At 70.2% G+C, this 19,935-nt stretch carries 17 protein-coding genes; 13 read left to right on the top strand and 4 right to left on the bottom strand.

Annotated elements, in window-relative coordinates:
• The first annotated feature begins 22 nt into the window (after positions 1–22).
• Both WME75_RS10215 and WME75_RS10210 read left to right on the top strand, forming a co-directional pair.
• Positions 23–1,960, top strand: a complete 1,938-nt coding sequence (locus tag WME75_RS10215) for a L,D-transpeptidase family protein (protein ID WP_437489166.1) — start codon at positions 23–25, stop codon at positions 1,958–1,960.
• Between the two features lie 108 nt (positions 1,961–2,068).
• Positions 2,069–3,253: an acyl-CoA dehydrogenase family protein gene (locus tag WME75_RS10210; protein WP_437489163.1), complete on the top strand. Its 1,185-nt coding sequence runs from the start codon at positions 2,069–2,071 to the stop codon at positions 3,251–3,253.
• Between the two features lie 18 nt (positions 3,254–3,271).
• Here WME75_RS10210 and WME75_RS10205 read toward each other — a convergent pair whose 3' ends face one another.
• Together WME75_RS10205 and rplC are read right to left on the bottom strand one after the other, a co-directional pair.
• Positions 3,272–3,889, bottom strand: a complete 618-nt coding sequence (locus WME75_RS10205; protein WP_437489160.1) for an SAM-dependent methyltransferase — start codon at positions 3,887–3,889, stop codon at positions 3,272–3,274.
• Between the two features lie 77 nt (positions 3,890–3,966).
• On the bottom strand, positions 3,967–4,668 hold the full coding sequence (rplC, locus tag WME75_RS10200; protein WP_437489157.1) for a 50S ribosomal protein L3: 702 nt from the start codon (positions 4,666–4,668) through the stop codon (positions 3,967–3,969).
• A gap of 352 nt (positions 4,669–5,020) precedes the next feature.
• Between rplC and WME75_RS10195 the strand changes: the two genes are divergently transcribed.
• Positions 5,021–5,527, top strand: a complete 507-nt coding sequence (locus WME75_RS10195; protein ID WP_437489155.1) for a hypothetical protein — start codon at positions 5,021–5,023, stop codon at positions 5,525–5,527.
• Positions 5,528–5,564: 37 nt separating this feature from the next.
• Here the strand turns inward: WME75_RS10195 and WME75_RS10190 are convergent, their stop codons facing one another.
• Both WME75_RS10190 and WME75_RS10185 read right to left on the bottom strand, forming a co-directional pair.
• Positions 5,565–5,960, bottom strand: a complete 396-nt coding sequence (locus tag WME75_RS10190) for a cupredoxin domain-containing protein (protein ID WP_437489153.1) — start codon at positions 5,958–5,960, stop codon at positions 5,565–5,567.
• A 142-nt stretch (positions 5,961–6,102) separates the two neighbouring features.
• Positions 6,103–6,849 carry a Bax inhibitor-1/YccA family protein gene (locus tag WME75_RS10185; protein WP_437489150.1) on the bottom strand — a complete coding sequence of 249 codons (747 nt, stop codon included), beginning with the start codon at positions 6,847–6,849 and terminating at the stop codon, positions 6,103–6,105.
• Positions 6,850–7,292: 443 nt separating this feature from the next.
• Here WME75_RS10185 and WME75_RS10180 point away from each other — a divergent pair, with 443 nt between their 5' ends.
• From WME75_RS10180 to WME75_RS10135, 10 genes are all read left to right on the top strand, one after another.
• Positions 7,293–8,414, top strand: a complete 1,122-nt coding sequence (locus WME75_RS10180) for a DUF4419 domain-containing protein (protein WP_437489147.1) — start codon at positions 7,293–7,295, stop codon at positions 8,412–8,414.
• A gap of 170 nt (positions 8,415–8,584) precedes the next feature.
• Positions 8,585–9,844: a hypothetical protein gene (locus WME75_RS10175; RefSeq protein ID WP_437489145.1), complete on the top strand. Its 1,260-nt coding sequence runs from the start codon at positions 8,585–8,587 to the stop codon at positions 9,842–9,844.
• A gap of 54 nt (positions 9,845–9,898) precedes the next feature.
• Positions 9,899–10,993 carry a hypothetical protein gene (locus tag WME75_RS10170; protein WP_437489142.1) on the top strand — a complete coding sequence of 365 codons (1,095 nt, stop codon included), beginning with the start codon at positions 9,899–9,901 and terminating at the stop codon, positions 10,991–10,993.
• A gap of 25 nt (positions 10,994–11,018) precedes the next feature.
• The gene (locus tag WME75_RS10165) at positions 11,019–13,448 is read left to right on the top strand and encodes a DUF2169 domain-containing protein (protein WP_437489139.1); all 2,430 of its coding nucleotides are present in this window, start codon (positions 11,019–11,021) and stop codon (positions 13,446–13,448) included.
• Positions 13,445–15,181 (top strand): pentapeptide repeat-containing protein, encoded by a 1,737-nt coding sequence (locus tag WME75_RS10160; RefSeq protein WP_437489136.1) that lies wholly within the window; start codon positions 13,445–13,447, stop codon positions 15,179–15,181. The genes WME75_RS10165 and WME75_RS10160 overlap by 4 nt, the downstream gene beginning before the upstream one ends.
• Positions 15,182–15,191: 10 nt before the next feature.
• Positions 15,192–15,863, top strand: coding sequence for a DUF3540 domain-containing protein (locus WME75_RS10155; protein ID WP_437489133.1), 672 nt, complete (start codon positions 15,192–15,194; stop codon positions 15,861–15,863).
• A gap of 11 nt (positions 15,864–15,874) precedes the next feature.
• Complete coding sequence (locus tag WME75_RS10150; RefSeq protein WP_437489130.1) at positions 15,875–16,993, top strand: S41 family peptidase; 1,119 nt, start codon at positions 15,875–15,877, stop codon at positions 16,991–16,993.
• A 796-nt stretch (positions 16,994–17,789) separates the two neighbouring features.
• Positions 17,790–19,244 carry a glycoside hydrolase family 43 protein gene (locus WME75_RS10145; protein ID WP_437489127.1) on the top strand — a complete coding sequence of 485 codons (1,455 nt, stop codon included), beginning with the start codon at positions 17,790–17,792 and terminating at the stop codon, positions 19,242–19,244.
• 233 nt (positions 19,245–19,477) lie between these two features.
• Positions 19,478–19,642: a hypothetical protein gene (locus WME75_RS10140; protein WP_437489124.1), complete on the top strand. Its 165-nt coding sequence runs from the start codon at positions 19,478–19,480 to the stop codon at positions 19,640–19,642.
• A gap of 51 nt (positions 19,643–19,693) precedes the next feature.
• Positions 19,694–19,930: a hypothetical protein gene (locus tag WME75_RS10135; protein WP_437489121.1), complete on the top strand. Its 237-nt coding sequence runs from the start codon at positions 19,694–19,696 to the stop codon at positions 19,928–19,930.
• Positions 19,931–19,935: the final 5 nt, after the last annotated feature.

Here is a 19,935-nt window from a genome sequence, read left to right as displayed (position 1 = left end):
CGCCTCCTGATACGCGCGCTCCATGCGCGTGAGAGGCTTTCTCCTGCTGCCGGCGATTGCGCTCTCGACGCTGAGCGCGAGCTGCCCGCGCCCTGCCTCCGAGCCGACAGCGGCCTCCCAGGCGCCTGCGCCGGCGTCCGCTGTCACCGCGCCGCTCGCCGTGGCGGTGCCCGCCGTCGCTGCCCCGGCGCCCTCCGCCGCCGCGGAGGACGCCGCGCTGACCGGCGCGGGCGCCGTGGTGACGCCGCCGCCCGCGGACGCCGCGGCGCCGGGCGGCGACCCGCTCGCCTTGCCGGCGCTGCCGCCGGAGCTCGTCGATGACGGCTCCGACAAGCTGCCCGAGCTGGATCCGCCCCCGGTCACCTCGCCGACGGTGGCCGAGGAGGTCCACGAGCTCGCGAGCATCGCCCGGGAGACGTGGATCTTCGCCGAGCCGCGCTGGACCGGCCGGCGCATCGGCTACCTGCGCGCCGGCGCCGTGGTCGCGCGCCGGCCGGACCCGTCCGGCAGAGAGTCGTGCGCCGGGGGCTGGTACCGCATCGAGCCGAACGGCTACGTCTGCATCGGCGCCAGCGCGACGCTCAACATTCACGACCTCGCGGTCGAGGCCTCGTCGCGCCGTCCGGTCCGCCGGTTCGCTTCGTCCGCCTTACCGGACGTCGGCGGCGAGGTCGCGCCGGCTGCGATGCAGGGCGGCGATACCGCGCCGGCCGCTCTCCAGACGGGCGACACCGCGCCAGGCGCCATGCAGGCGGGCGATACCGCGCCGGCCGCTATCCAGACGGCTGATACCGCGCCGGCCGCTATCCAGACGGCTGATACCGCGCCAGGCGCCATGCAGGCGGGCGATACCGCGCCGGAAGCGCGCGACATCACGGCCCTGCTCGGCGGGCTGCCCTACACGTACGTGATGTCGCGCTCCCCTACCCCGCCGCTCTATGCGCGCCTGCCGAGCGAGGATGAGCAGCGCGGCGCCGAGCCCGATCTCGCCGCGCACCTGCTCCGCGCCGCGACCGCCGCGCGCGCGCCGGACTTCGTCGCGCCGCCGCCCCTCGACGCGACCCCCTCGGTCCTGCTTTACGGCCGGCCGGCGCCCGGGCTCGCCGGCGACCGCCGTGCGCCCGACGCGCTCGTCCTGGGTCGCGCCCGGACGCGCTCCGGCTTCGCGCTGCTCTCGACCTTCGATCACGACGGGCGCCGCTTCGGCCTGACCACCGACCTCGCCGCCCTGCCGCTCGACCGCACCCGCGTCATCCGGCCGAGCGCCTTCTCCGGGCTCCTGCTCCCGGAGGACGTCCCCCTGCCCGTCGCCTTCTCCCGGCGCCGCCACGCCGTGCGCCTCGTCCCGGGCGAGCGCGGCGGCCTCACCCGCGCCCCGCTCCGCTTCCGCGAGGCGCTCCCGCTGTCCGGCGCCTCCCGGCGCGTCGGCGGCATCGATTACCTCGAGGCGCGGGACGGCTCGCTCGTCCGCGCCGACGATCTCGTGCGCGTCGACCCGCTCCCCAGGACGCCCGCGTGGGCGGTGCGCGGGCGCAAGTGGATCGACGTCTCCATCCACCAGCAGAGCCTCGTCGCGTACGAGGGCACCCGCCCTGTCTACGTGACCCTTGTCTCGACCGGGGCGGACGGCCTCGGCGACCCCGAGACGACGCGCTCGACGATCCAGGGCCTGTTCCGCATCCACACGAAGCACGTCACGGTCACGATGGATGGCGACGAGGAGGAGGAGGATCCGTTCGACTTCCGCGACGTGCCGTTCGTCCAGTACTTCACCGGGGGCTTCGCGTTCCACGCCGCCTACTGGCACGACGATTTCGGCACCGCGCGCAGCCATGGCTGCGTGAACCTCTCTCCGCTCGACGCCGCCTGGCTGTTCGAGTGGACGACCCCCGAGGTGCCGGCCGACTGGCACGGCGCGCTCTCGCTGCGGAAGGGCACGCTCGTCTCCATCCGCCCGTGAGCCGGCCCATCCGCCCGTGAGCCGGCCCGTCCGCCCGTGAGCCGCGGCGCCGGCGCTGGGCCCCTTCCGTCTTTCGCGCCGTTCGAAGGCACGCTACACGCTGGCCCCATGGCCACGCAGGAGCCCCTCTCGCTCGATCAGCTCATGGCGATCGATCCGCTGCTCTCCGACGAGGAGCGCATGATCCGCGACGCCGTCCGTCGCTTCGTGCGCGAGCGGTACCTGCCGCGCGCCGCGGGCCTGTTCGCCCGGGAGGAGTTCGCGACCGACCTCATCCCCGAGATCGCCGCGCTCGGCCTGCTCGGCGGCTCGCTGACCGGCTACGGCTGCGCCGGCATGAACTCGGTCGCTTACGGCCTCGCGCTGCAGGAGCTCGAGTACGGTGACAGCGGCCTGCGCAGCTTCGTCAGCGTCCAGGGCTCGCTGGCGATGTATCCGATCTGGAAATACGGCTCCGAGGAGCAGAAGCAGCGCTGGCTGCCGGGGATGGCCGCCGCCGAGCTGATCGGCTGCTTCGGCCTGACCGAGCCCGACAGCGGCTCGGATCCGAGCTCGATGAAGACGCGCGCCCGGAAGGACGGGAGCGCTTATGTGCTCACGGGCACGAAGATGTGGATCACGAGCGCGCCGATCGCGCACCTCTGCGTGGTGTGGGCCAAGGTGGATGACGGAGGGGCCGAGTCGATCCGCGGCTTCGTGGTGGAGCGAGGGATGAAGGGGCTGGAGACGCCGCTCATCCACGGCAAGATGAGCCTGCGCGCGAGCCCGACCGGCGAGATCGTCCTGAACGAGGTGCGCGTCCCGGAGGAGAACGTGCTGCCGGGGGTGGTCGGCCTGAAGGGCCCGCTCGGCTGCCTGACGCAGGCGCGCTTCGGGATCGCGTGGGGCGCGCTCGGCGCCGCGCGCGCCTGCTACGAGACCGCCGTCTCCTATGCGCGCGAGCGCGTCCAGTTCGGCCAGCCGATCGCGTCGCGGCAGCTCATCCAGGCGGAGCTCGTGGAGATGGCGACCGAGATCGCGAAGGGGCAGATCATGGCGCTGCACTTCGCGCGGCAGAAGGACGCCGGCGGGATCAGCCCGGTGCAGGTCTCGCTGTGCAAGCGGAACAACGTGGCCTGGGCGCTCAAGATCGCGAGGACCGCGCGGAGCGTGCTCGGCGCCAACGGGATCCTGCTCGATTACCCGGTCGTCCGGCACATGCTCAACCTGGAGAGCGTGTACACGTACGAGGGCACCGACGAGGTGCACTGCCTGATCCTCGGGAACGCGATCACGGGGCACAACGCGTTCTGAGGGGGTAGCCCCGCGCGTCTATCCCGTCTTCCCCGGCGCCTTCCGCCGCTGCCCCACAAGGAAGAGCTCCACGCTGTTCGACCGCGTCCCCTCGGGCCGGATGCTCCGGACCTCCTCGCACAGGTTCCGCAGCGCGTCCCGGGCCTTCACGAAGTCCTCGCTCATGAAGATCTTGCCGACGAACGCGCCGCCCGGCGCGAGCAGCGCCTCGGCCACGGCCACGGCGCGCATGAACAGCTCGTAGCTCCGGGCCTGGTCGGCGATCTTGCTGCCGCTCGTCGCGGGCGCCATGTCCGACAGCACCACGTCGTACGGCGCGAACTGCGCCAGCGCCTCGTTCGTCAGCGACAGCGCGTCCCCCTGCACCACCGTCGCCTGCGGGCCGAGCGCCGCGGTGATCGGCGAGAGATCGACCGCGAGCAGCTTGCCCGCCGCGCCGATCCGCTGCGCCGCGTACATCGACCACGAGCCGGGCGCCGCGCCCAGGTCGAGCACGCGCTGGCCGGGGCGGAGCAGCCGCACCCGGCGATCGATCTCCTCGAGCTTGAAGACGCTGCGCGCAGGGTAGCCCTGCGCCTTCGCCGCCTTCGTGAAGGCGTCGGGGCGCTGGTACGGGTTCCTGGACTTCGGCGGCACGGGAGGACCGGAGGGCTCCGCCGGCGGGACGCGCGCGCTCGCTCAGCGGCGCGCGCGCTCCACCGAGCGGCCGGGGCTCAGCCGGCCTTCTTCTTGCCGGTCGGCTGCACCGGCTTGGGGAGACCCTTGCCGCCGCGCTTCTTCACGGCGCCGCGGATCGTGACAAGCTGGTTCTTCGGGCCGGGGACGGGGCCCTCGATGAGGATGAGGTCGTCCTCGGGGAGGAGCTTCGCGATCTTGAGGTTGAGCGCGCTCACCGTCTCGTCGCCGTAGTGGCCGGGCATCTTCAGGCCGGGCAGCGTGCGGCCGGGGGTCATGTTCGTACCGATCGAGCCGCCGTGGCGGAAGTACTCGTGGGTACCGTGCGAGCTGACCGCGCCGGCGAAGCTCCACCGGCGAATGACGCCGCTGAAGCCGCGGCCGCGCGAGCGGCCCTGCGCGTCCACGCGCTGGCCGACCTCGAAGATCTCGTCGACCTTGAGCGTCTGCCCGAGCTCGTACTTCGCCGCGTGCTCGGGGCTGCAGCGCAGCTCGCGCACGATGCGCTTCGGCGTCTGCCCCGTCTTCTTGAAGGCGCCGGCGAGCGGCTTCGTCGTGTGCCGCTCCGCCCGCTCGCCGAGGCCGAGGATGAGGGCGCTGTAGCCGTCCTTCTCGAGCGTGCGCTTGCCGATGACGACGCAGCCCGCCTGCACGACCGTGCAACGCAGGACCTCGCCCGTCTCGCTGAAGATCTGCGTCATGCCGATCTTCTTGCCGATGATGCCGGGATGCTGATTCATGATGCGATTGCCTCTTCGCTCCGTCTGGGGTGGCTCGGACTGGCTCCGCGCGCGCAGCGCGCCGCGAGCGTGATCCCCTCGGCACGCCTCTGTACGAGCCGGTTCGGAGCGAAGAACCGGGGCGGTCGCCCGCCGGGTGCGTTGGGGGGCGCAGAGCTTACCCACGGCAAACCCAAAGGGAAGCGAAAGTTTGCGCTTCTGACGTGACCCAAATCACACACCTGCGTCGATTGTGAATTTTGTCACAACAGACGCCTCCCGGACATTGTCCGTCTCGGCGGACATTTCCTGACTCTCCGCGGCATCGCCGAACCGGGAAGCAGGCCTCAAATTTCGACGTCGGAGGTCATGGATGACAGACATCATCGCTCACGGTGAGCCGCGCGACGTCGAGCGCCTCATGGAACGTTACTGGTTTCTGCTGAGAGGCGGCGGGCCCGGCGCCGGCGAGGACGGCGCGGGCGTGGCCGGCACGCAGGTGGTCCGTGACGGCGAGTTCGTCGTGGTGAGCCTCGAGGCGACATGGCTCGGATGGCCCGAGGGGACGCTGCTCTTCAGGTTCAGGTCGGAGTCGGCGCCCTGCGTCGCGTGCGTGGAGCGCGCGGCCGCGTTCGCCCGCCACCGGACGAGCGGCATGCTCGCCGCGAGCGACGTGCGCGAGATGCTCCGCTTCGCCGTGGCCCGCTGCGCCGCCTCGGGCATCGACCTGGCCCACACCGGCGCGCCGGCGGCGCGCGAGGCCGGCTCCCCCGGCGAGCCGGGCCGCGCCGAGGCGCCTGCCTCCGGGACGCGCCGCGCCGCGCGGGACGCGGGCGGCGGCGCGAGGCGCTACGACGCCGAGCTCTGGCTCATCCTCTGACGGTTCGGCGCGGCGCCGCGCCCCGGACGAGGCCGCGTCACGAGCCGACCACGTGGATGGTCGCCTTGACCATCGCCATCCAGCACTGAAGCACCATCTTCCCTTCCTTCTCGGGGGTGACGGCCACCTCGACCTGCGTGTTCAGCGGCAGGTCCTTCTCGATCTTCAGATCCGGAATCGCGATCGCCTTCAGACACTCGCTCTTCGTCGTCCGGGTGAAGCGCAGCACCACCGGCTCCCCCTTCTTCAGCTCGATGGTCGACGGGGAGAAGCCGCTGTCGTTGACGGCGATGTCGACGCGCTTGACGTTCGCCGGCGCGGCGAGCTCGGCGGCCGCCACCACCTTCGTCTCCTCGACGGGCTTGCTGCAAGCGACGCCGGCGAGCGGCGACAGGGAGAGGGCAAGCGCGGCGAGGAGGAGCGGACGACCCATGGTCCGCGCGTTCTTACCCAGCCGAAAAGGGACGTCAAGCCGCCCTCCCCGGCGTCCGCCCGGGGCGCGCGCGCGCGGCCCGCGCCCCGGGCCCCGGGCACGCACGAAAAGGCGCAGGCGGGCGCGTCGCGGCGACGGCCGGTCAGACGTGGCGGCCCGAGAGGATCTGCAGAATCGACGAGAAGAGAGCGATGAAGTTGAGGTAGAGGTCGAGCGCGCCGCCGACAGGGTCCTCGTCGTCCGAGCGGAGCAGGCGCGACGTGTTGTAGAGGACGTATCCCCCGAACACGAGGACCGACACGCTGGAGATCGCCAGTCCGAGGAGCGTGCTCCCGAGCAGGACGTTGAGCAGCATGGCGCCGAGGACGACCATGGCGCCCATCACCAGCCCGCTGGCCAGGAACGACAGGTCCTCCTTCGAGAGGAAGACACCGAGCGTGAGGCTGCCGAACGTGAGGACCGTCAGGATGAAGGTGTCCCGCACCGGGGCCGACGACAGGGTGCCGCCGAGGCCCGCGGCGACCTGGGCCATGTAGAGCGCAGGCGCCGTGGTGACGCCGAGGAGAGCCGCCATCCCGAAGAGCGCGAGGACGTTGACGCCGGGGATGCGGCGCACGGCGCGGGCGCCGAACATCACGCCGAACACGACGCCCATCGAGAGGATCGGGTGATCCGCGAAGAGCTCGACCACCGGCGGCATCGCGCGTCCCTGGGCCACCTCGTCCGCGTCCGGCGCCCCGATGTACAGCGCACACATCGCGCCCAGGGAGGACACGACAAGGCTCGCCGTGAAGAGCCCATACACCTTCTTGAGGAAGTTGATCCGCAGCGCCGCTTTCGGGTTGGCCGGTGCCCCCGCCACGTACGACCCCGCCTGGCGTGAACTCATCTGCTGCGCTCCTCCTTCAACGTGATCGCCGCGGCTGCGCGATCATCTAGTCGTGCACCATTCGCCACGGACGTGCAACACCGCCGCAGCGAGGCCCCCAAAATGTCCGCCATCCACGAAAAATCACACACCCTCAGGCACCGCGCGCGCACCGCGCGCGACGCGAGCGGCGGCGGCGGGGCGTGAACGACGCGCCGCCGGCCCGAGGAGGACCTCGCACGAGGGGCGCCCCGGCGGGGCGTCGGGTCCGCGAGGCCACCGGCCATCGCGCGGCCTTCGCATCACGCGCCTCCGAGGACGCTTCGCCTTGGTTTCATGCGGCGCCGACGGCGTGGGCCGCTCGACCCGTCCGGTTGTCGCGCGCAGCACGCTCGTGTACGGAAGGTACAGAGGACTGCGCCAGATCACGACGGCGTCGCGCCGGGCCAGGAGGACGAGGGGTCATGAACGTTACGACGATCGCCGTCGCGGAGGTCGAGCCAGCGACGGCGCCCTTGCCGGGGTTCGACAGCGAAGCTGCCGTGCAAAGCCTGCTGGTCTCGCCGCTCGAGGCCACCTACCGGCACCGGCTGCCGCTCGTGGGACGCACGGACCTGCACCCGCTCGTCCAGGCGGCCTATACCGCCTTCACTCGGCGCTATCCCCTCGTGATCTCACCCGACGTGATCTGGTTCTGCCTGGCGCGCGGCTTCACGCTCCACCTCGCCGCGAACAACGAGCAACGGCGCCGCTTCCTCGCCGAAGATCACCCCTTCGAGCTCGTCATCGAGCGGCCGGACTTCACCCTCGGCGAGGTGAACCCGTGGCCCGCATTGTTTCCGGACTTTTCCAGGCAGGTTTCGGCGCGGGTCGGCCCGCTGCGGGATCTCGTGGCAGGCAATTTCTCCACCACGGGTCCTGTCGAGCGGGTGTCGTCGGAGCTCACGGTGGCGACCCCGCTCGCGCCGCACTTCGACTGGGAGCCGCCGTCTCCGGGCGATCTCGCGCGCCCGCAGCGCGGCATCCCGCGCGTGTACCTGCTCGGCACCTCCGATGACTGGCGCTGGGTGCGCCAGCGCGTGGCGATGCTCGGCGCCGTCGGGCAGGAGCGCTGGACGCGCACCCTCCTGCCCGTGCTCGACCAGATCGCCGCCTCGTCCGAGGGGCGCGCCGACAGGGCGTTCTGGCGCGCCTTCTTCAGGTACGAGCCCCCGGCGGACGAGATCACCGGGTGGATCCACGTGCTGTTTCCCTACCTGCGCGCCTGGCCCAACGACTACTTCGCCCCGAACCCCTATATCGAGGCCTGGCACGAGCGATGGCTGAAGGCGGAGGCCCGCAGCGACGCGCTCGGAGGGCTGGGCAACCCGCAGGGGCCCGGGCTCTCCGAGCTGCCGCCCGGCCTGACGAGCGCCCAGCTGCGCCTCGTCGACCGGGGCCGCCGCGCGCACCGCATGGAGTTCATCAGCGGCCTGATCGGCGTCACGCAGGACCCGCACTCGCTCGCGCTCCTCCCCGAGTTCGCGTGGGCCGTCGTGCACCAAGCAGCCGAGTCGATCGCCGAGCGCCCCGCCGCGGCCTCCTGAGCCGCCCGCGCATGCCGCCCGCGCGTGGCGCATGGCAACGGACCGCGCGCCGCGCGGAAGAACGCGGCGAGCGGTTCGGCATGGACGGCCGGCTCACCGTGACCTAGGATAGGGCGCTCGCGACGGGGCGACGCCATGCGCCGTTCATCACGCTCGACACGGAGGCTCCAGTGCCCGGAGGCAAGTTCGCTCTCCTCGAAGTACCGGATCTGAATGGCGGACAGCCGTCGTACCTGCGCCTCGGGGCGGCCGCGCCGCTCGGCGAGAGCGCGGGCGACGACCTCGCAGAGCGGATTCAGACCTTCACCGACGACACGCGAAAGCGCGACGGCTCGCCCGACTTCGTGCCCGAAGGCGAGCGCCAGGCCGAGACGGCGAAGCTGCACACGAAGGGCGGCTGGCGCGACCACTCGGACGGCAACCGGATCTCGACGACCGCGGGCGACAAGGTCGAGGTGATCGGGGGGAATTACCGCCTGCTCATCCTCGGCCACGGCGGCGGGAAGACCCAGGCCGGCTGGGACATCTCGGGAGGGCACCTCACCGAGGTGAGCGAGACCTTCGGCGGCGGCACCACCATCGAGTGGGTGCAGAACTACGGCGGGACGTGGAAGGTGGTCGAGACGACCATCAAGGGCGAGGTGCACACCACCTACCACGGCGATGTCTACGACACGTATTACGGCAAGATCAAGCAGAGCCAGACCGGCACGGACACGTTCCCCACGCTGCAGGTCACCGACGACTACCTCGACGACACGAACCCGCCCTCGCCCCAGGCGATCCCCACCGAGAACCCCGAGATCATCGACAAGACGTGGGCGAAGAGCATCTCGTCCTATACCGGCTCGGAGAAGCTGCCGGTGCCCACGATCACGAACGAGACCTGGGCGGAGGTGATGGTCTCGACGACGAACGCCACGTCGATGACCGACGAGACGACCGTCAAGGAAGCGTCGGTCTCCACCATGAAGGCCGAGTCGATCACGTCCTCCACCACGGTCGACGGGACCATGGAGGACACGACAAAGGCGAAGACGATCAGGAACAAGACAACGGCGGACAAGATCATCTCCGAGACCCGCGCCGACACCGAGGATGACATGTACGGGAACGCCGACTCGTACACGCAGGGCAACAGCAAGACGGTCGTCGACGGGATCGAGACGACGATCAACCTCGGCGTGGTGAACGAGGTCGTCCTCGGGGCGATGATCGAGACGACGCTCGGCGGCGAAGTGACGTTCACGGCCGGGGGCTCCCTCGACGTGACCGTCGGCGCCAAGGTGGAGCTCAGCATGACCGCGAGCGTCGACTTCTCGGTCGGTCCCAAGCTCGAGCTGGGGACCGCCGGGGTGGAGCTCCACAGCATCAAGACGGAGGTCTCGCTCATGAACAAGGTCCTCTCGCCGTTCAACCTCTTTTTCTGAGGGCGCGAGCGGCGAGCACGACGCTCCACGCGCCCACCGGATGACGGAGCTCCCATGGCCGGCGATGGCAAGTATGGTATCCTCCATGTCCCCGATTTCGGCGACGGCATGTCGTCGTATCTCCGCGTCGGCGCGACCCCGGACGACGACAACACCTGGCGGGACGAGACCGACGGCAACCGGATCACGACCACCCGGGGGGACAAGATCGAGGTCATCGGGGGCACCTACACGATGAAGGTCCTCGGCCGCCGGGCCTTCAAGGCCACCACGGAGGTGGAGGAGGGGCGGATCAAGGAGGGCGGCATCACCTTCCAGGGGCGGAGCGATATCGAGTTCGTGAAGGGCGCCCGCGGACAGAGGAAGATCCGCGAGACGACCGTGAAGGGCGAGGTGCACTCGACCTACCACGGCGACTCCTTCGAGTACCATTACGGCCCCAAGCTGGTGAGCCGCACCGGCCACGAGGACACGCCGACCCCGATCGAGGATTACCCGTCGGTGATGACGGAGAACCCCACGATGATCGCCAGGACGTGGGCGAAGAGCATCTCGTCCTATACCGGCTCGGCGAGGCTGCCCGTGCCCTCGATCAAGGAAGAGACCTGGGCCGAGACGATGGAGTCGAAGACCCACGTCAAGACGATGACCGACGAGACGACCGTCAAGGGACCGTCGAAAGAGGCCATGAAGGCCGGGTCGATCACGTCCTCCACCACGGTCGAACAGACCCTCTCGGATACCACCAGGGCCGGGACCATCAGGAACAAGACCACGGCGGACAAGATCATCTCGGAGACGCGCGCCGACACCGAGGACGAGAAGTACGGCGACGCCGACTCGTACACGCAGGGCAACAGCAAGACGGTCGTCGACGGGATCGAGACCACGATCAACCTCGGCGTGGTGAACGAGGTCGTCCTCGGGGCGATGATCGAGGCGACGCTCGGCGGGGAGGCCACGGTGTCGATCGGGGCCACGGTCGACGCGACGCTCGGGCGGAAGGCGTCCGTCAGCGTGACCGCGACCCTCGAGGCCAGCGTCGGCCCCAGGCTCTCGATGGGGCCGGCGAAGGAGAAGGTCTCCCTGGACCGGAGCAAGGCCGCGCCCGTCCGCACGAATATCTCGGCGATCCACCTCTTCGTGTGACGCCCGAGGAGCGGCGAGCCCACCGATGGCGAACAAGAACCTCACCCCCTTCCTCTTCGGCAGCAAGGTCACCTCGCGGAGGCCGCCCCAGCCGGAGATGACCCTGATCGTCCGGGCGAAATTCACGCTCAGGCCCGGAGCGCCGCTCTCCCTGCCCGAGGGCCACCCGGTGCTCGCGCAGGAGACGCTGCGGGGCAACGTGTTCGACGACGACGATCACGACCAGACCGGCGAGTGCCTCTATCCGAGCGATCTCGCGGACTACAAGCCTCACGCCGACGTGCTCTTGCTCGGCACGTGCCACACGCCGGGCAAGGCGCGCGTGACCGAGTGTCCCGTGCGGTTCGGCGTCGGGTCCTGGTCGAAGATCCTGCGCGTGGTCGGCGAGCGCGTGTGGATGGATGGCCTGCTCGGGCCGGCCATGAGCGATCCGGTGCCGTTCGACCGGATGCCGCTCGGCGATCGGCACAGCTTCGGGGGGCCCGAACACCCGCTGAACCCGGTGGGCAAGGGCCACGGGACGCGCGAGCTCCCCAACGTCGAGGGCGCGGACGACCTCCTGCTGTCGCGCTCGGATCGGCCGGCGCCCGCTGGCTTCGGGCCCCTGTCCCCGAACCGCCCCGACCGGCGCGCGAAGGTCGGGAAGAACTACGGCAAGGCGTACCGCGAGAAGCGCGCGCCGTACTACGCCGACGACCTCGACTGGACCTACTTCAACGCAGCCCGGCCAGACCAGCAGCTCCCCTACCTGCGCGGCGACGAGGAGCTCCTGTTCCAGAACCTCCACCCGGACGCGGAGGTGTTCCGGTCGCGCCTGCCGGGGCTCCGGATCCGCGCCTTCGCGAACGACGCGGAGCGCGGGTTCCGCGAGGTGCCGATGCACCTCGACACGCTCCTCGCCGACCTGGACAAAGAGGCCCTGTTCCTCACCTGGCGAGGCCTCACCGAGGTGGCCGACGACGACCTGTCGCCCGTGACGACGCTCGTCGCCTCCGAGCCGCTCGACGCGCCGCCGCTGCCCGAGGCGCACTACCGGGAGATCCTCGCGCGGTTCGAGGCCGATCCGCTCGAGATCGAGGCGCAGATCTCGCCGGAGCTCAAGGAGGAGTGGAAGGCGCTGCAAGCGCTGCAACGGAAGGGCGACGAGGCGGCGCCGCCGCCGGACGCGTCGGGGCTCGACCCGCTGTCGGCGATGCTCAAGGCGCGGCTCGGCGACGTGGCCAAGCCGCAGCAGGACAAGATTCGCCGGGCGATGGCCGCGCTCGCGGGCGTCGCGGTGCCGGGGGGGAAGGTCCTCGGCGGCGTCATCGCGGAGGCGCTGCGCCACCTGCCGAAGGCTTCCCAGGCGCTCCCGCCGCCGCTCGCCGACGCGGCGCCCATGGTGACGGACGCGGCGCTCCGGACGGCCTTCCGGAGGGTCGCGCGGGCCGTGGAAGAGGCGAAGTCGCTGGCGGCCGCGCGCGGAGCGCCGGTCCCGGCGCTCGCGGCGTGGGACAAGCTCGTCGGCGACCCGAAGCTCGCGTCGATGGGCCTCTCGACGGCCCCGCCGCGCGCGCCGGGGGAGATCGGGCCGGGGAGCGACCTCTCGGACCAGGACCTGAGCGACAAGGACCTGAGCGGCCACGACCTGACCGGCGCGAACCTCTCCGGCGCCATCCTCACGGGGGCCAACCTCCGGGGCGCCAGGCTCGTGCGCGCGACGCTGAAGCACGCCGTGCTGTTCGAAGCCGACGTGAGGGAGGCGGACTTCACCGAGGCGGACCTGAGCGGCGCGACCCTGCAGAGCGCCTGGGCCGAGCGCGCCGTCTTCCGCGGCGCCACGCTGGAGGGCACCTCGTTCGACAGCGCGCGGCTCATGGAGGCCGATCTGTCGGGCACGCGGGGGACGCAGCTCATCCTCTCGCGGGCGGACATGACCGGGGCCACCGCGAGAGGGGCGACGTGGGCCGTGGCGTTCCTGGAGGGCACCGTGCTCGAGCGCGCGGACCTGTCCCAGGCCTCGCTCACGCGATCGTTCGTGTCGAAGGTCAAGGCGGCCTCCGCCACGTTCGCGGGCGCCACCCTCACCGGCACGAGCTTCTCCGGCTCGGACCTGACCCGGGCGGTCTTCACGGGCGCGCGGGGCGAAGGGAGCGTGTGGTTGGGTGCGAACCTCACCGGCGCGGATCTCAGCCTCGCCGTGCTGACGAGCGCCCACTTCTCGGAGGCCACCGCCGAAGGGGCGAACTTCTTCGGCGCCAACGTGCGAGGCTCCCGGTTCGACCGGGCCAACCTCACGCGCGCCGACTTCACACGAGCAAACCTCTTCGATGCCGACCTGCTCAAGGCGAGGGTCCCGGAGGCGAAGTTCGTCGATGCGAACCTCTACGATGCAAAATTCTACCGGACCGCGGGCTCCGGCTGCGATTTCAGGGGGGCGAACCTGAAGAAGTCGACCCTGGAGCGGGATCGATGACGCCGGACGAGCTGAAGGCGCTGGTCCAGGCGGGCGAGCCGCTCGACGGCAGGACGCTCGGCCAGATGGATCTGCGGGGCGCCGACCTCCGCAAGGCCCGGCTGCGCGGCGCGAAGCTCGGCTGGCTGCAGCTCGGGGGCGCGGACCTCTCGGGCGCCGACCTCCGCGGCGCCAGGATCGCCTGGTGCGCGCTCGGCGGCGCGGACCTGTCGGGCGCCGATCTGGAGGGGGCGGCCATCGCCCAGAGCGATCTCTCGGGCGCGAACCTGTCCGGCGCGAACCTCACGGGGGTCAGCCTGGTGCGGGGCCAGCTCGGCGGGGCGAACCTGAGCGGCGCGCGGCTCCAGGGGGCGAACCTGGCCGAGTCGAGGCTCGCGGGGGCGGAGCTATCGAGGGCGACCCTGTCGAACGCGCGGCTCGACCTCGCCGACCTGTCGGGCGCGGCGCTCGACGGCGCGACCGTCTCGCACAGCTCGTTCACGAGGGCGGACCTCTCGGGCGCCTCGCTGTCGCAGGCGCGCATCGAGGGCTCGTCGTTCGCCGAGGCCAACCTGGCGCGGGCCGATTTCTCGGGCGCCGAGCTCGACACGGTGGTGTTCCTGAAGGCCGATCTCCGCGAGGCCGTGCTCCCGAAGAAGCTCACGAAGACGGTGTTCGACGGCGCGCGCCTCGGCCAGCTGGACCTCTCCGGGACGGACCTCGCGGGCGCGGCGCTGGAGGAGATGGACTTCGCCGGGGTGAGCTTCGAGAACGCGAACCTCACGCTGTCGTCGCTCCAGGGCACGAACCTCCGGGGCGCGAGCTTCCGGGGCGCGACGCTCGACCAGACGACGCTCGCGAACTGCGACCTCACCGGCGCGGACTTCCGGGGCGCGACGCTGAGGTCGTGCATGCTGTACAGGGCGCAGCTGCCGGGCGCGGACCTGTCGGGCAAGGACCTCGAGATGGTCGTCTTCACCGAGGCCGACCTCTCCGGCGCGAACCTGTCCGGGTCGCGGCTCGTGCGCTGCGTCCTGGAGGGGGCGAACCTCACGGGCGCGGACCTGACCCGCGCGCTCGTCTCGCAGACGTCGCTGCGGTCCGCGCGCGTGGAGGGCATCGTCTTCGAGAAGGCGATCTTCGATTGCGTGGACTTCTCGGGGGTGGACCTGACCCGCACGTCGCTCTCGGGACTGACCATCTCGCGGTGCTTCTTCGCGCTCGGCAACCTCTCGGGGATGGACCTCTCGGGGTGCAACCTGTCGAACTGCGATTTCACGCAGTGCAACCTGGAGCGCACCCGCCTCGAGGGCGCCATCCTGGCCAACGCGAACTTCAAGGAGGCGAACCTGCGGCACGCCACCCTGTCGGGCGCGATGGCCAAGGCCGCCTTCTTCGGCGAGAGCGTCCTCGCCGGCGCCGTGATGACGCAGGCGATGCTGCGCAACGCGATCTTCGTGAAGGCCGATCTCACGGGGGCGAACCTCGCGGGGTCCGATGTCCGCGAGACGGTGTTCACCGAGGCCCGCGCGGCCGGGGCGCTGTTCGTGGGGGTCAAGGCGCATTACGCCGACCTCTCGCACGCGGACATCTCCGGCGCCGACTTCACCGGCGCGGACCTGACCTGGGCGAACCTGCACCATGTCCGCGACGAGAAGACACGCTATCTCGACGCGAACCTCGCCACGGCGAGGCGCACGGACGTGGACCGGCTTGAGGCCGAGGCCTGGATGCCGCCCGAGCGGCGCTCGTAGAGGAGGAGCCATGTCGATGGGAGCCATGAAGGAGAGCGATCGCGCGGCGGCCGTGCGGGTGGATGGGCCGAGGGGCGAGGAGCACGCGCGCGGCGCGGAGGTGCCCAGGATCGGCCTGGCGAGGGCCGGCGTTCCGGCTGCGGACGAGGCGGGCCCGGGCAGGGCCGCGGCGCTGCCGCGGGAGTACCTGGGGCCGGCGCGGGTCACCTCGGCGGAGGCGGGCGCGATCGCGGTGGAACTGCCGGGCGGCCAGCCGGTCGCGGTCCAGATGGCGCTCGCGCTGCCGTACGAGCCTGCCCTGGACGACACGCTGCTCGTCATCGGCAGGGACGAGGGCTACTACGCCATCGGCGTGCTCCACGGGCGGGGGCGGTCGGTCCTGTCGCTCCAGGGCGACGTGGCGGTGCACGCGCGGGAGGGCGCGCTCTCGCTGTGCGGCGACAAGGGCGTCGAGATCCGGGGGCCGGAGCTCGATGTGCAGGCCGGCAAGATCCGGATGGTGGCCGACGCCATGGTCCAGAAGTTCACGTCGGTCTACCAGCGGGTGAGCGCGCTCCTGAGCGTCCAGGCCAGCGAGTCGCACACGGTGGTGGAGAAGACCTCGTTCACGAAGGCGAAGAACGCCACGATCCTGACCGAGGAGACGGTCACGGTGAACGGCAAGCAGATCCTGCTGGGTTAGGAGGCCGCGCGATGCTCACTGCGAACAACAAGGCCGTCGGCCTGAGCGCCGGTTTTCCGGACGTGTGCCTGTCGCCGGTGCTCGGCCCGTTCCCCTTCCCCAACATCAACCCGAACGGGATGTTGTTCCCGTTCTCGTTCAACGTGTGGTTATCGATGGCGCCCGCCGTGAACCAGGCGTCGACAAGCCCTCTCACGACGGGCGATCAGGCGGGCACGCTGCACCCGACGTTCATGGGGCCAGCGCGACACATACTCGGTTATTTCGGGATCCTCATCAACTTCCTTCCGGGGACGATGCTCCTGTCCGTGAGGATCGGTAACAACTTCAACTGCTTCCTCGGCCTGCAGGTGTTGCCGAGCCGGACCAACGTGTTCTACGCCTACAACGCGGAGAGCGCGGGCGGCGCCCGTCCCGCCGGCGCCCCGGTGCTGGCGGAGCTCGATGCGCTTGATGCGCTTGTCGCTTCGATCCATCCCTGCGGGAGCGCGTCGCCCGTCGAGAGCGCCTGGATCGGGCCGGGGCTCGGCTATCTGCGGATTCGCCGCTTCTCGCTGGACGTGCCCGCCCGGGTCCACACGGCGGTGAGCGCGCTCGAGGCGGAAGGTCTGGAGACGCTCGTGCTCGATCTGCGCGACAACCCCGGAGGGGAGCTCACGGCGTTCCTCGAGCTCGCAGGCGACTTCCTGGAACCGGGGAGCGTCCTCGCGCGGGCGATCGACGCGGACGGCGACGAGATCGTGTACCGGTCGAGCCACCGGAACCCGTGCCGCGCGCCGCTGTGGATCCTTGTGGACCGCGGGACGGCGTCGGCGGCGGAGCTCTTCGCCGGCTGCCTGCAGTGGCACGGGCGGGCGGTCATCGCGGGGGAGCGGACGTACGGCAAGGGGACGGCGCTGAAGGTGGTGGAGGATCAGGAGAGGCGCGCGCCGGTGTTCGCGCCGGCGGCGATGATGGTCCTGCCGGGCGGAGAGGCGATCCACGGGACGGGCGTGCGGCCGGACGTCGACCTCGGGGAGGACGAGGCGGTTGCGCCCGAGGGGGCGCAGCCGTCGCTTGTGCAGTTCTTCACCAGGGATGGCGCGGAGCTGCGGCGCGCCTCGGCAGAGCGATCTCGCGCGCGAGGCTGAGGGGAGTCGTCGCCGGAGCTCCGTGCCTGGTGGCGTGATGGGGCGGAGAGAGGATCCATGAGCGCAGAGGGCGCGGAACCTCTCTTGTTCTTTCCGCTGTACCCCGTCCGGCCCCGGACACGAGGGCGAACAGGCCGACGGTGACGGCGAGCGGCAGGTGCCCCGGTGGCCGCGAGCTCGCGGCCGGTCCATTTTGGTTGACGCAGCTCATGTGAACGTTCACAATCGCCTCTCCGGGGTTTCTTTCGCTTTGCCCGGGATAGGCCGTCGTGTGCGCCGGGCCCTTCGTCCTCGGGATCGGGACCGATCCCACCTCCGTTCGCTCGCTCGTTGAAGATGCGAGCAGCGGCGAGGTCGCTGGGGCCGCGCTCGCGCCGTACCGCGCCGGGCGCGAGGTTCTCACCTGGGACCCGCACGCGTATCGGGGTCACTCTCACCTCGCCCGACCACAACCAACCTCGCGGAGGCTGCCGTGCGTTCATATGCAGCACAGATCGTCGTTCTCACTGGATTGAGCCTGATCGGGTGCGGCTCGTCGGAGACAGAGCCCTCCCCTGGAACGGGGAGCACCTCTTCCGGGGCAGGAGCGGGGAGCACTGGCAGCAACGGAACGACCAGCGGTGGGGCGACCAGCGGTGGGGCGACCAGCGGCGGCACGACCGGCAGCGGCGGCGGCGCGGGCAGCGGCGGCGCGGGCGACGGCGGTGACGGTGGCTCGGGGGGTAGCGCCCCTGCCGTCTGCCCCGAGACCTACTCCAATCCTCTCATCTGGGAAGACCTCCCCGATGTAGAGGTCATGCGCGTCGACGACACCTACTACTATACGGCGTCCACGTTCCACCATTCGCCTGGAGCGCCCCTGCTCCGCTCCTACGATCTTGTCCACTGGGAGTACCTCTCGCACTCCGTTCCCCGGCTGGACTTCGACGCGTCGTACGACCTGAGCCGGGGCAGATCCTATGTCAACGGCATCTGGGCGTCCACGCTCCAGTATCGGAAGAGCAACGAGACCTTCTACTGGATGGGCTGCATGCACAACGTGGGCGGCGGCTGGGTCTTCACCGCCAAGTCCCCCGAAGGTCCGTGGGAAAAACACAAAGGTGGCTGCTATTACGACATGGGGCTGTTGGTCGACGACGACGACACCATGTACGTAGCTTACGGAAACGGCACGATCAGCGTGGCCCAGCTGAGCGCAGATGGCTTCAGCCAGGTCAATAATCAGGCCGTATTCAAGACACCGGATAACATCTCCGGACCGCTGGAGGGCTCTCGCTTCTACAAGATCGATGGGGACTACTACATCTTCGTCACGCAATACGCGAATGGTGAGTATGTGCTGCGATCGACGAACGGCCCCTTTGGTCCCTACGAGCTGCGGCCCTTCGCGGTCAAGCTGCCCTACGCCGGCGCTGCGGGCTCCGGCGGGAGCCCGCATCAAGGCGGCATCGTCCAGACGCAAAACGGGGACTGGTACTACATGGCATTCAATGACTCGTTCCCGGGGGGACGCCTGCCGGTCATGGCCCCGATGACCTGGGCCGACGGCTGGCCCTCGGTCACCCTGGTGGACGGCAAATGGGGCGGTACGTACCCCTTCCCGGATCTGCCTTGCGGATCGAATCGAGTGAAGCCACCTGCAAAGAAGGAGGCCTTCGCCGAGGAGACCCTGGGCCACGAGTGGGAGTGGAACCACAACCCCGACAACACGAAGTGGTCGTCCGGGGCCGGGCTGACCCTGCAAACAGCGACGGTGACCGACGATCTCTATGCCGCTCGAAACACGCTGACGCGCCGTATCGAGGGACCGGTCTCGATCGCGACGATCGAGCTCGACCATGGCAAGATGCAAAACGGCGATGTCGCCGGCCTCGCTGCCCTGCGTGACGCGTCGGCGTGGATCGGGGTCAAGAAAGCCAACGGGGCAACGCGCGTCGTGATGACCAATGGTGTCAACATGAACACCTCCTGGACCACGACGAGCACGGGCACCGAGGTGGCGGGCGCCGACGTGTCCGGCGACAAGATCTGGCTGCGCGTGGAGGCCAACGTCCGCACGGATGCCGGCGGCGCGCAAGCGCGCTTCTCCTACAGCACGGACGGCAACCGATTCACCAGCCTGGGCAACACGCTCAACATGAACAAGGACTGGCAGTATTTCCTCGGGTACCGTTTCGGCATCTTCAACTACGCCACGCAGTCTCTAGGCGGCTCGGTGAACGTCGCCTCCTTCGAGGTAACCAGGCCGTAACAGGCGAGCCAGGCGACTTCGCCCTGACCAGGACACGGCGAGACGAAGCAGGGCTGTGTCCATCGAGCGGAGCACGCTCGTCCGGCATGGCATCTCGTGGACATCGGCGTTCTCCCGGATACGGAGGATCGAAAAGATGTCCGCTTCATCGCGTCACGGCGCTGCGCGCCTTCTCGGAGACTCCAGATGACCCTCTCGATCGCGATGAACTTGGCTCAAACACATCGTTCTCGGTGTGGCTCGCACGAACGGAGCGATGCGGAGCGCCGCAGGTCGCGCCGTTCGACGTGGGCCGCGCCGTGCCGACGCCCGCGCTCGCGGATAGCCCGCACATCGTGCTGCTCATGGCAGGGACCAACGATGTGAGCCAGAACGATAACCTTTCCTCGGCGCCGTAGCGCCTGGGAGCGCTCCTGGACAAGATCTTCGCCGCGGCGCCCAACGCGCTCGTGGTCGCGGCGCAGCTCATTCCGGTCACCTTCGCCGATCCCGCGGTGGTCACCTACAATCAGGCGCTGGTGGGGATCGTGGAAGCCAGGGCGTCCGCAGGGCAGCACGTGGTGCTTGTGGATATGCACACCGGGTTTCCGACGTCGGATCTCCCGGACAGGATCCACCCGAACGAGCCCGGCTACGCGCGCATGGCGGACGTGTGGTACGCGGCGATCGCCGACCTGCTGCCGTGAGGCGA

Source organism: Sorangium sp. So ce1014 (assembly GCF_051521505.1).
In the GTDB taxonomy this organism is placed as follows: domain Bacteria; phylum Myxococcota_A; class Polyangia; order Polyangiales; family Polyangiaceae; genus Sorangium.
The sequence above is the reverse complement of the archived record's forward strand: the minus strand, read 5'-3'. Positions and strand labels throughout refer to the sequence as shown.

What these genes read in the sequence shown, in the direction of transcription:
- WME75_RS10160 (WP_437489136.1), top strand. Translation starts at nt 13,445, where the DNA reads ATGACGCCGGACGAGCTGAAGGCGCTGGTCCAGGCGGGCGAGCCGCTC.
- WME75_RS10185 (WP_437489150.1), bottom strand. Translation starts at nt 6,849, where the DNA reads ATGAGTTCACGCCAGGCGGGGTCGTACGTGGCGGGGGCACCGGCCAAC.
- WME75_RS10155 (WP_437489133.1), top strand. Translation starts at nt 15,192, where the DNA reads ATGTCGATGGGAGCCATGAAGGAGAGCGATCGCGCGGCGGCCGTGCGG.
- WME75_RS10210 (WP_437489163.1), top strand. Translation starts at nt 2,069, where the DNA reads ATGGCCACGCAGGAGCCCCTCTCGCTCGATCAGCTCATGGCGATCGAT.
- WME75_RS10190 (WP_437489153.1), bottom strand. Translation starts at nt 5,960, where the DNA reads ATGGGTCGTCCGCTCCTCCTCGCCGCGCTTGCCCTCTCCCTGTCGCCG.
- WME75_RS10195 (WP_437489155.1), top strand. Translation starts at nt 5,021, where the DNA reads ATGACAGACATCATCGCTCACGGTGAGCCGCGCGACGTCGAGCGCCTC.
- WME75_RS10145 (WP_437489127.1), top strand. Translation starts at nt 17,790, where the DNA reads ATGCGCGTCGACGACACCTACTACTATACGGCGTCCACGTTCCACCAT.
- WME75_RS10180 (WP_437489147.1), top strand. Translation starts at nt 7,293, where the DNA reads ATGAACGTTACGACGATCGCCGTCGCGGAGGTCGAGCCAGCGACGGCG.
- WME75_RS10150 (WP_437489130.1), top strand. Translation starts at nt 15,875, where the DNA reads ATGCTCACTGCGAACAACAAGGCCGTCGGCCTGAGCGCCGGTTTTCCG.
- WME75_RS10215 (WP_437489166.1), top strand. Translation starts at nt 23, where the DNA reads ATGCGCGTGAGAGGCTTTCTCCTGCTGCCGGCGATTGCGCTCTCGACG.
- WME75_RS10165 (WP_437489139.1), top strand. Translation starts at nt 11,019, where the DNA reads ATGGCGAACAAGAACCTCACCCCCTTCCTCTTCGGCAGCAAGGTCACC.
- WME75_RS10170 (WP_437489142.1), top strand. Translation starts at nt 9,899, where the DNA reads ATGGCCGGCGATGGCAAGTATGGTATCCTCCATGTCCCCGATTTCGGC.
- rplC (WP_437489157.1), bottom strand. Translation starts at nt 4,668, where the DNA reads ATGAATCAGCATCCCGGCATCATCGGCAAGAAGATCGGCATGACGCAG.